Source organism: Oerskovia sp. NPDC060338 (genome assembly GCF_042726295.1).
In the GTDB taxonomy this organism is placed as follows: Bacteria; Actinomycetota; Actinomycetes; order Actinomycetales; family Cellulomonadaceae; genus Oerskovia; species Oerskovia merdavium.
Genome location: NZ_JBHXCQ010000018.1, coordinates 1 through 11,216, shown reverse-complemented (window position 1 = coordinate 11,216; position 11,216 = coordinate 1). Strand labels below are relative to the sequence as shown.

Annotated in this window: 6 protein-coding genes; 5 read left to right on the top strand and 1 reads right to left on the bottom strand. The window is 72.8% G+C overall.

Annotated elements, in window-relative coordinates:
• Positions 1-121: 121 nt before the first annotated feature.
• Both ACFWGN_RS19650 and ACFWGN_RS19645 read left to right on the top strand, forming a co-directional pair.
• The gene (locus ACFWGN_RS19650) at positions 122-928 is read left to right on the top strand and encodes a hypothetical protein (RefSeq protein WP_377619267.1); all 807 of its coding nucleotides are present in this window, start codon (positions 122-124) and stop codon (positions 926-928) included.
• Between the two features lie 184 nt (positions 929-1,112).
• A complete protein-coding gene (locus ACFWGN_RS19645; protein WP_377619266.1) occupies positions 1,113-6,629 on the top strand; it encodes a ThuA domain-containing protein in 5,517 nt (1,838 codons plus the stop codon).
• 206 nt (positions 6,630-6,835) lie between these two features.
• On the opposite strand, the gene ACFWGN_RS19640 is transcribed toward ACFWGN_RS19645, so the two are convergent.
• Positions 6,836-7,441 carry a GNAT family N-acetyltransferase gene (locus tag ACFWGN_RS19640; protein WP_377619264.1) on the bottom strand — a complete coding sequence of 202 codons (606 nt, stop codon included), beginning with the start codon at positions 7,439-7,441 and terminating at the stop codon, positions 6,836-6,838.
• A 246-nt stretch (positions 7,442-7,687) separates the two neighbouring features.
• Between ACFWGN_RS19640 and ACFWGN_RS19635 the strand changes: the two genes are divergently transcribed.
• The 3 genes from ACFWGN_RS19635 (at position 7,688) to ACFWGN_RS19625 (ending at position 10,805) form a co-directional block, all read left to right on the top strand.
• Complete coding sequence (locus tag ACFWGN_RS19635) at positions 7,688-7,879, top strand: DUF1059 domain-containing protein (protein ID WP_191799874.1); 192 nt, start codon at positions 7,688-7,690, stop codon at positions 7,877-7,879.
• 158 nt (positions 7,880-8,037) lie between these two features.
• Entirely contained in the window at positions 8,038-8,823 is a 786-nt protein-coding gene (locus ACFWGN_RS19630) for a LamB/YcsF family protein (protein ID WP_377619262.1), read from the top strand.
• Complete coding sequence (locus ACFWGN_RS19625) at positions 8,820-10,805, top strand: 5-oxoprolinase/urea amidolyase family protein (RefSeq protein ID WP_377619260.1); 1,986 nt, start codon at positions 8,820-8,822, stop codon at positions 10,803-10,805. Before ACFWGN_RS19630 ends, ACFWGN_RS19625 begins: the two co-directional genes overlap by 4 nt.
• Positions 10,806-11,216: the final 411 nt, after the last annotated feature.

Genomic DNA, 11,216 nt, shown 5'->3' with positions numbered 1-11,216 from the left:
CAGCGCTTCCCTGCCAGGTCTCCCGGCAGGCCTCTTCCGTACACCCGCATCACCCTCCGTCTTCGTGCCGGGCGCCCGCGCCGGCACGAACCTCCCGCCCCCGACAGACAGGAACCGACCCGTGGCGCAGAAGACCGCAGCACGACGCAGCAAGGCGGACCTCGCAGCCCGGTCGGCGACCGCTCGGGGAGCGGGGCCCCGGTCCGGGGACGGTGCCGGCCGTCCCCAGCAGCGGCCACCGGAGCGCGCGAGCGCCCGGTGGCCGTGGAACCTCTCGCGCGCTCGTCGCGCGTGGCTCGCGGTCGCCGCGGTCGCGGTGGTCGTCCTGGTCGTCGCAGTGGTCGTCTGGGCCACGACGCGAGGTCCCGACGACGGAGCGTCCGGCGCGTACGCCGTCGACCCCGCGCGCGTGGCCGAGCTCGAGGCCGCCGAGGTGGCGCGCGACGCCGAGAACCTGGGCGTCGTGACCGACTTCGCGGTCTCGGCCCAGGAGCGGCTCGTGCCGACCATGCACGAGCTGTCCGTGGCGCTCCCGCTCGACGGCGCGCCCGGGAACCCGGCGACGCCCGAGCAGCTCGCCGGGTGGCGGGACCAGCTCGCGGCCCTGGCGACCGAGGCCGAGGCACTCCCGACGGGCGCGTCGGGGTACAACGTCACGCGCAACGGTCTGGGCGTCTCGATCGCGCTGCTGGGCGACGCGCTCGACACGCTCGAGCTCGCCGAGGCGTCGGCCGAGCCGGCCCGGGCGCAGCTCCTCGCGCTCGCGGGCGACCTGCGCCTGCGCGCCGCGGACACGTGGAGCATGGCCGCGACCCAGCTCGACGACCTGAGCGTCGCCGCAGACCAGGGGCACGTCCACGTGTTCCTCCCGCTCCACCCGGACGACGCGGGCGACGGCGCCGCGAGCCTGGGGGAGAGCGACCACTAGACCGGTGCCCGCCGGGACCACCTGCGGGTGGGCCGAGTCCCGGCGGGCACCCAGGAGCACCGTGCGCACGAGGAGGTGAGGACGGACGCAGTACCGGTGGACGGCCCTGGCCGCCGCCGAGGACGACGATCGACTTTCAAAGGAGAAAGCTGTGACCGTACGACACCGAAGGAGACGGGCAGGGGTGAGCGCGCTCCTGGCGCTGACCCTCGCTGCCCCGACCCTGGCACTGACGGCGACACCCGCCGCCGCCCACGACGAGTTCTCCGTGCTCGTCTTCTCCAAGACCGCCGGGTTCCGGCACGACGCGATCCCGGCCGGGATCGCGACCATCAAGCAGCTCGGCGTGGACAACCACTTCGCCGTGACCGCGACCGAGGACGCCGGGGCGTTCACCGAGGCGAACCTCGCGGGCTACGACGCCGTCGTCTGGCTCTCGACGACCGGTGACGTGCTCAACGCCGACCAGCAGGCCGCGTTCGAGGCCTACATCGCGGACGGCGGCGGCTACGCGGGCGTGCACGCGGCGTCCGACACCGAGTACGACTGGCCCTGGTACGGCGAGCTCGTGGGCGCGTACTTCTCGGCCCACCCGCAGAACCAGACCGCGAACGTCGTGGTCGCGGACAAGGACCACCCCTCGACCGCGCACCTGCCGGCGACGTGGGAGCGGTACGACGAGTGGTACAACTTCCGCGAGAACCCGCGCGGGGACGTGCACGTGCTCGCGACCCTCGACGAGGCGAGCTACTCACCGGGCGGCGGTGCCATGGGCGCCGACCACCCGACGGCCTGGTGCCAGGACGTGGCCGGCGGCCGCTCCTGGTACACGGGCGGCGGACACACGCAGGAGTCGTACAGCGACCCGGCGTTCGTCCAGCACCTCCTGGGCGGCATCCAGACCGCCGCGGGAGCGGTCGACGCCGAGTGCGGCGCGACGGTCGAGAGCTCGTACGAGCAGATCACGCTCGCGAAGGGCGCCGAGAAGACCGGCGAGCCCATCGCGCTCGCGGTCCTGCCGGAGGGCGACGTCCTGCACACCTCGCGCGACGGCCGGGTCTGGTACACGACCGCGGGCGCGACGACCTCGCTCGCGGGCACCATCCCGGTGTACTCGCACGACGAGGACGGGCTGCAGGGGGTCGCGATCGACCCGGACTTCGCCGAGAACCGCTGGGTCTACCTCTACTACGCCCCGCGGCTCAGCACTCCCGCGGGCGACGCCCCGGAGAACGGGACCGGTCCCGAGTCGTTCGCGGCCTTCGACGGCTACAACCAGCTCTCGCGCTTCACGCTGACCGAGCAGAACACGATCGACCTGGCGAGCGAGAAGAAGATCCTCGAGGTCGAGGCCTCGCGCGGCACGTGCTGCCACGCCGGTGGTGAGATCGACTTCGACGCCGAGGGCAACCTCTACCTGTCGACGGGCGACGACACGAACCCGTTCGCCTCGGACGGCTACACGCCGATCGACGAGCGGGCGACGCGCAACCCTGCCTACGACGCGCAGCGCTCGTCGGGCAACACCAACGACCTGCGCGGCAAGCTCCTGCGCATCACCATGAAGGACGACGGGACCTACTCGATCCCGGACGGCAACCTCTTCGCCCCGGGGACGGACAAGACCCGCCCCGAGATCTACGCGATGGGCTTCCGCAACCCCTTCCGGTTCTCGGTCGACAAGGCCACGGGTTATGTGCACCTCGGTGACTACGGGCCCGACGCGGGCGGGGCGAACACGAACCGCGGCCCCGGCGGCTCGGTCGAGTTCAACGTCATCACCGAGCCCGGCAACTACGGCTGGCCGTACTGCGTGGGGGCCAACGTCCCCTACGTCGACTACGACTTCGCGACGGGTACCTCGGGCGCGGCGTTCGACTGCAGCGCTCCCAAGAACACGAGCCCGAACAACACGGGTCTCGTGGACCTGCCGCCGGCCATCGCGGCCTGGCAGCCCTACGACGGCGGCAACGTCCCCGCGTTCGGCTCGGGCGGCGAGTCGCCCATGGGCGCCGTGGTCTACAACTACGACCCCGAGCTCGTCTCGGAGACCAAGTTCCCCGCGTACTACGACGGCAAGCCCCTGCTGTACGAGTGGGAGCGGCGCTGGATCAAGGAGGCCGTGCTCGACGAGGACGGCAGCCCCGCGGGCTTCGCCCCGGCGCTGACGGGTCTGAACATCCGTCGTCCCATGAACCTCGAGTTCGGTCCGGACGGCTCGCTGTACGTGCTCGACTACGGCAGCGGCTACTTCGGCGGCGCCGCGGACTCCGCGGTCTACCGCATCGACTACGTCAAGGGCTCGCGCTCCCCGGTCGCCGAGATCGAGGCGTCTGTGACCAACGGCGGCGTGCCGCTCGAGGTCGTCCTCGACGGGTCGGCCTCCAAGCACCCGGAGAACCTGCCGCTCACGTACGCGTGGGACGTGGACTCGGACGGCACGGTCGACTCGACCGAACCCGTCGTGACGCACACGTACACCACCAAGGGCCAGTACACGGCCCGTCTCACGGTCACCGCCCCCGACGGCAAGACGGGCGTCGCGACCACGACGATCACGGTCGGCAACACCGCCCCCGTGGTGACGCTCGACCTGCCGCAGGACGGGCAGTTCTTCGACTTCGGTGACCAGGTGCCGTTCAAGGTCACGGTCACCGACGCCGAGGACGGGACGCAGGTCGACTGCGACAACGTCGTCGTCGAGTACATCCTCGGCCACGACAACCACGGTCACCCGCTGTCGAGCGCGACCGGTTGCGAGGGCGTCCTGACGACCGTCAAGGACGAGGGCCACGGGCTCGACGCCAACATCTTCGGGGTCGTCAACGCGACGTACACCGACGGTGGCGCCGAGGGCGTGCCGGCTCTCAGCAGCGACGACGAGGTGGTGCTCCACACGCGCACCAAGCAGGCCGAGTACTTCACGTCGCAGCAGGGGGTCCAGGTCGTCGACAAGACCGCGGCCGAGGGCGCCAAGCAGCTCGGCTACATCGCCGCGGGCGACTGGTTCGCGTTCGACCGGATAAACCTCAAGGACATCACGGGCATCTCGGCGCGCTACACGTCGGGCAACGCGGGCGGTCTCATCGACGTCCGGGTGGGGGCCGCGAACGGTCCGCTCCTCGGGACCATCACGATGGGCTCGACGGGTAGCTGGGAGACGCACGCGTCGTCCGACGTCGTGCCGATCACCGACCCGGGCGGCACGAACACGCTGTTCTTCGTCGCGCGCTCGGCGTCGGGGGGCACGGGCGACATGTTCGACGTCGACTCGCTCCACTTCGCCGGCAAGGGGGCCGCGAACAACGTGGCACCCAGGCTCACGGCCGTCACGGGCACGCCCACCACGGGCGACGCCCCCCTCGACGTGACCTTCACGGCCACCGCGACCGACGCCGACGGCGACGACCTCACGTACGCGTGGGACTTCGGCGACGGGGGCACCGGCACGGGGGCCCAGGTCTCGCACACCTACACGACGGGCGGCGCGTTCACGGCCAAGGTGACCGTCAAGGACCCGGCCGGCGCCTCGGCGTCGGGCACCGTGAAGGTGACGACGTTCGGTGCGCTCGAGTGCACCGAGCCCGACCCGCAGCGCGGGCCCGAGGACGAGTTCCTCGGTGCGTCGATCGACGCGTGCCGCTGGGACGTCCACAGCTACCGCCCGGACCTCGCCGAGGTCCGCGACGGCAAGTGGGTCGTCACCACGACCGACGACGACTTCTACGGCACGGCGAACTCGCCCGTGCCGAACATCGTCACGACCGACCAGCCGGGCGACACCTGGACCGTCGAGACGTCGTTCACGGCGCCGCTCGCCAGGTCGGCCCAGCAGGGCGGCATCATCGTCTACCTCGACGAGAAGAACTACGTGAAGCTCGACGTGGTCGGCAACGACGACGGCTCGGTGCGCGCCGAGCTGCGCAGCGAGGTCGGGGACGTCACGCAGAACCCGCAGCCGGGGATCGACAACCTCGCCAAGCCGGTCTACGGCGAGTACCTGCTGCGTCTCTCGCGGGCGGGCGACACGTTCACGGGTCAGGTCTCGGTCGACAACGGCCAGTCCTGGGCCGCGCTGCCCGGTGGCGTGAAGAACGTGGCGGCGCAGGACGCCGGGGTCGGGGTCTTCGCGCTCGGCAAGCTCGCGGGCACGGCGCAGATCGACGTCGCGTTCGACTACGTGCGCCTCGTGGACGGCACGCCGCCCACGTGCGAGGGCACGACGGCGAGCGACACGTTCGAGGGCACCGAGCTCGACGCGTGTCGCTGGTACGTCGTCAACCCGGACGCGTCCAAGCTCGCGGTGAGCGGCGGCTCGCTGCGCCTGACCACCACGGACGACGACGTGTTCGGCGCGACCAACTCGACCGTGCCGAACATCCTGCGCAACAAGGTCGTCACGGGTGACGAGTGGACGGTCGAGACGACCATCACGGCCGACCTCACGCAGAACTACCACCAGGGCGGCCTCATGGTCTTCAAGGACCAGGCCAACTACGTCAAGGTGGGCGTGATCCACAACGGGGCGGGAGCCGGGACCGTGGGCTTCGAGGCACGCAGCGAGAAGGGCGACGTGGTCCAGAACCCGCAGCCCGGCGTGTCCGACCTGCCGCGCGAGGCCGACAAGACGTATCACGTGCGCCTGACGCGTGACGGGAGCACGTTCACGGGCTCCTGGTCGCTCGACGGTGTCACCTGGACGGACCTCGCACCGGTCACGAACGACACGCTCGCGGGGATCGCGCCGGGGCCGTTCGCGCTCGGCAAGAACCAGACGGCTCCCACGACGGTCGCGTTCGGCGACGTCACGTTCGTCGAGGACGAGCCCGAGGTCTGCGAGCCGGCCACGCCCGCGGAGGGCTACCGCATGCTCTTCAACGGCACGGCCGAGTCGCTCGCGGGCTGGAAGATGGCCGGCCCGGGCGGGTTCGCGCTCCAGGAGGACTGCTCCATGCTGTCCACCGGGGGCATGGGCCTGCTCTGGTACCCCGAGGAGCTCGAGGCCTACAGCCTCACGCTCGACTGGAAGATGGCCGGGGACGACAACTCGGGCGTCTTCGTCGGGTTCCCCGACCCGGGGAACGACCCGTGGGTCGCGGTCAACCAGGGCTACGAGATCCAGATCGACGCGACGGACGCCGACGACCGCACGACAGGTGCGATCTACACGTTCCAGAGCGCCGACCTCGCGGCTCGCGACGCCGTCCTCAAGGCGCCGGGGGAGTGGAACTCGTACGAGATCAAGGTCGAGGGGCAGCGGATCCGGGTGTTCCTCAACGGGACGCTGATCAACGACTTCACCTCGACCGAACCGTCGCGTGACCTGTCGTCCGGCTACATCGGGCTGCAGAACCACGGCAACGGCGACGACGTCTCGTTCCGCAACGTCCAGGTCAAGGACCTGACGGCCGAGCCGGAGCCCGAGGTCGAGGTCACCACGACGGTCAGGTCCCAGTGCGTGGGGCGGACCGCCAACGTCTCGGTCCGCGTGGTCAACGACGAGGACGTCCCCGCGGACATCGTCGTCACGACGCCGTTCGGCACCAAGACCTTCCTCGGCGTCGCGCCGGGGAAGTCCGCGCACCAGTCCTTCAGCGCGCGTGCCGGCGCGGTGGAGGCAGGGGTCGCGCAGGTCACCGCGACGGCCGGGGGTCGGACGACGACCTTCGACGTCGCCTACGGGGCCACGAGCTGCGGGTGACCGGGTGACCGGTCGAGAGGCTGACCCGTCGCGCGAGTGACGGGCACGGTCGACGGCCGGTCGACCGCAGCAGCGGGCGGGGCGGGATCCTTCGGGGTCCCGCCCCGTCCGTCGTCCGGCACGCGTGCGGGGCCCGGCTCAGCCCGGTGCCCGACGGCGTCGCTCGCCACGGTGCGCCGCGTGCCCCGGAGTGTGCCGGGCCGCGCTCAGCCCAGCGGGCGGACCATCACCACGTCGTCGTGCGACTCGCCGCCCACGACGTAGGTCCGCCTCCCGGCGACCTCGAAGCCGTGCTTGCGGTAGAAGGCCTGGGCCCGTGCGTTCTCCTCGTTGGTACCGAGCCACACGGCCCGGTCCGGGACGAGCCCCGGCGCCGCGTCGAGCGCGGCCCGCAGGAGGTCGCTCGCGACCCCCGTGCCCTGGGAGCCGGGGTGCACGTAGATCTTGGAGAGCTCGACCGTCGGCTCGTCGCCGACGACCGCGACGATGTCCTGGTCGGCGGGCACCGCGCGCACGAGCAGGGCGTAGCCGACGAGACGGTGGCCCGCTGTGGTGCCGTCGGGCGGGGTGCTGCCGCCGTCAGGGGCGCCGTCGAGGTCCTCCCCGGGGTCCGCCGCCTCGGCGAGGAGCAGCGTGTGGTCGGCGCTCGCGGCCCAGGCCGCGAACCTCTCGGGGGAGAGCTGCGTGCGGATGTGCTCGGCGACTGCGGCGGGGTCCGAGCCGGGCGGGCACGCGAGCGGGAAGGTGATCGCCGCGAGCGCCGCGAGGTGCTCGGCGTCGTCCGGGGTCGCGGGGCGCAGGGTGGTCGTCACCCGCGCAATCTACCCGGGTGCACCCACGCGCGGGAGGCGCGGACCGCCGTCGGGCCGGCGAGCACGGAGCCGCGCGCGCCCCCGCCCTGCGGACGCGCGCCCCGGCGGGCGAGCGACCCGCGCCGTTGACACCTCACCGCGCACGGAGGACGGTGGAAGGACCGGAGACGTCGCCCGCCCAGCCCACGGACGCCGCCCCGCCCAGAGCCCCGACGACGGGGTCCGCGTGAGGGGAGGTGAGAGCACATGAGGAAGATGGTCGACTGTCGGACGACGCCCAGCGTGATCAACTGCACGCTGACGATCGCTGGCGAGGAGGAGGAGGTCCTCGACGCCGCGTACGACCACATGGTCAGCAAGCACGGACACGAACCCACGCCACAGCTGCGTGAGGAGATCCGCGCCGACCTGGTCGACGCCGAACCCTCGATGGCCTGACGGAACCTCCCGGCGACGGAGCCGAGTCACCGGGACCGGAGAACCCGGAGGGACAGCCGGTCGTGACCACGAGGTCACGGCCGACAGCCGTGCTCCGGGGCCGCTGTTGTCCGCGTCGGCTCCTGCTGGGCGCAGGCGTTCTCGGCGATGATGGGGACATGGCACACCTCACGGCGCCCGGCGCGCGCCGCATCGACCTCAACGCGGACCTGGGCGAGGGGTTCGGGCCGTGGGTGCTCGCGGACGACGACGCCCTGCTCGACCTCGTGACCAGCGCGAACGTCGCGTGCGGGTTCCACGCGGGGGACCCGACGATCATGCGCACCGTGACGCGAGCCGCCGTCGAGCGGGGCGTGAGCATCGGCGCGCACGTCGCGTACCGCGACCTCGCGGGCTTCGGACGGCGCTTCCTCGCGGTGGCTCCCGCGGAGCTGACGGCGGACGTGGTCTACCAGCTCGGCGCCCTCGACGCTTTCGCGCGCCTGGCCGGCGACCGGGTCCGGTACGTCAAGCCCCACGGCGCGCTCTACAACGCGATCGTCCGGCACGAGGAGCAGGCGCGCGCGGTCGTGGAGGCGGTCGCGGGCTACGACCCGACGCTCCCGGTCGTCGGGATGTCCGGCTCGGCCGTGCTTCGGCACGCCCGGCAGGCAGGGCTGCCGGTGGTGCACGAGGTCTTCGCCGACCGCGGCTACGCGCCAGACGGGTCGCTCGTGCCCCGTGGGATCCCCGGCGCGGTCCTGCACGACCCGGCCGCGGTCGCCGAGCGGGCGCTGCGCCTCGTGACCGAGGGCGTCGTGGTCGCGTCCGACGGCAGCGAGATCACGGTCGAGGCCGACTCGGTCTGCATCCACTCCGACACCCCGGGCGCGGTCGCGCTCCTGACCGAGGTGCGTCGGACGCTCGAGGCGAGCGGCGTCGTCGTGCAGCGGTTCTGCGGATGAGCAGGCCGACGGACGCCGCGCGGCCGGCGGGCGGCCGGGGGCAGGGTGGTGACACGGCGCGGGCGGATGTCGGCGGGCCGCCCCGAGGCGACGTCCGGACGGGCACGGCGGGCGCGACCACGGGAGCGACCGTGAACGGTGCTGGGGACGGGACCGACCGGTTGCCGGTGCGCCCCTACGGCGACCTGGCGCTCCTGGTCGACCTGCCCGGGCTCGACGAGGTCCATGCGTTGGCCGCCGCGCTGCGGGCACGGCGTGTGCCTGGGGTCGCGGACGTCGTGCCCGCAGCACGCACGGTGCTCGTGCTGCTCGACGACACGGCGAGCTCCGCCGACCTGGCCCGCGTCGAGGGCGAGGTCCGCACGGCCTGGGCCTCGGTCGCCCGCCGCGGGCACGCGGAGGGAGGAACGGATCCTGACTCGCGAGCCGGTGCGCCGGGGGAGGCGGCGGTCGTCGAGATCCCCGTCGTCTACGACGGGGAGGACCTGGCCGACGTCGCCGCGTGGGCCGGCTTGTCGGTCGGCGAGGTCGTCGCCCGTCACACGGGCCGCGAGTACGTGGTCGCGTTCGGCGGCTTCATGCCGGGCTTCGGGTACCTGACCGAGGTGGACCCGGCGATCGCCGCGCCCCGCCTCGCGACGCCCAGGACGCGGGTTCCTGCGGGGTCGGTCGCGCTCGCGGGAGACCTCACGGCGGTCTACCCGCGGGCGACGCCGGGCGGGTGGCGGCTGCTGGGGCGGACCGACGTGGACCTGTTCGACGTCGACCGGGACCCGCCCGCGCTGCTCACTGCGGGCACCCGGGTCCGGTTCCGCGCGGTCGAGCGGCTGGACGACGACCAGGACGGTGGGGCCCGCGGGGACCAGACCGTGGGCGAGGGTGACGAGGCCGCGCGTGACGGCGGGCGCACTCCTGTCGGCGGTGGTGGCGGTGGCGGTGGCAGTGACGACGGCGGCGGCGCCGCGGCCGGTGGACCGGGGCGAGCCCGCCAGGACCGGCTCGTGCCCGGTGCGACCGGTGCTCCTGGTGCTCCCGGTGCGGCCGAGCGTGTCGGCCGGGGTGCCCCGCGCGAGCCGCGCGGTGTCGAGGTCCTCGCGCCCGGGCTCCTCACGCTGGTCGAGGACGGGGGCCGCCCGGGGTGGGCCGCGGCTGGCGTCGGTCGGTCCGGCGCGGCGGACCAGGGCGCACTCCGTCTGGTGAACCGGCTGCTCGCCAACGACGGCGCCGCAGCCGCGCTCGAGGTGACGCTCGGTGGGCTGGCCGTGCGGTTCCACGAGCGAGCGACGTTCGCTCTCGCAGGCGCGCCCGCGCCCGCGACGCTCGACGGGACCCCGGTCGGGATGCAGGCGCTCCTCGTCGCGCGACCCGGATCGGTGCTGAGGCTGGGCTTCCCCGTCGGTGGAGCGCGCACCTACGTGGGCGTGCGGGGCGGGTTCGAGGCCCCGCCGGTGCTCGGGTCGCGTTCGTACGACGTCCTCGCCGAGCTGGGGCCGGCGCCGTTGCGTGCGGGGGACCTGGTGGCGATCGGGCCGCGACCCTCGGCGCTGCCGGTCGTCGAGGCGGTGCCCTCGCGTCGCGCGTTCCCGACGGGCGGCCCGGTGGGCGTCGCGCTGGACGTCCGCGGGGGACCCCGGCCGGAGTGGTTCGACGACGACGCACTGGCCACGCTGCTCGAGGGGGAGTTCGAGGTCTCGAACGCCAGCAACAGGGTGGGGCTGCGCCTCTCGGGCCCGACGATCCGCCGTCGTCGCGGGGAGCCGGCGAGCGAGGGGCTCGTGCCCGGGGCGATCCAGGTGCCGCCCGACGGGAACCCGGTGCTGTTCCTGCGCGACCACCCGGTCACGGGCGGCTACCCGGTGATCGCGGTCGTCGCCGCGGACGGGCTCGACACCGCGGCGCAGCTCCGACCGGGGGACAGGGTCTCGTTCCGATGGGCGCGAGCGGGGCGCCAGGTCCGGGACGTGGGGCGGGTGGGGACCTAGCCACGGTGGTGTCGAGCGAGCACCGTGCGCGAGGCTCTCCGGGTGTCCGGCGTGGCGACGGAGGGCTGCACCAGGCGGAGTTGACGGAGTCGAGGCGCACCGCGTAATGTTCTGGAAGTCAGCCCGGCAGGGAGGAACAGACACCACTGCGAAGCTCCTCGGAGCCGCCGCGAAGTGGCTGGAACCCCCGGGTGGCCACCCTGAAGATCTCGACGAGGCACTCGTGCGTCGTTGGATGATCTGCTGGGAGGCCGGCTCAGGTAGATCTTCTCCGCCGGAAACGGCGGGTTGAGAAGCCGGAAAGAGTCTGGTAGATTAGAGAAGTTGCCCCGAGTGAAGGCCTGGAAACGGGTTGGAGTCGGTGCGTGTCGGTTGCTTGAGAACTCAACAGTGTGCTTGATAGTTAATGCC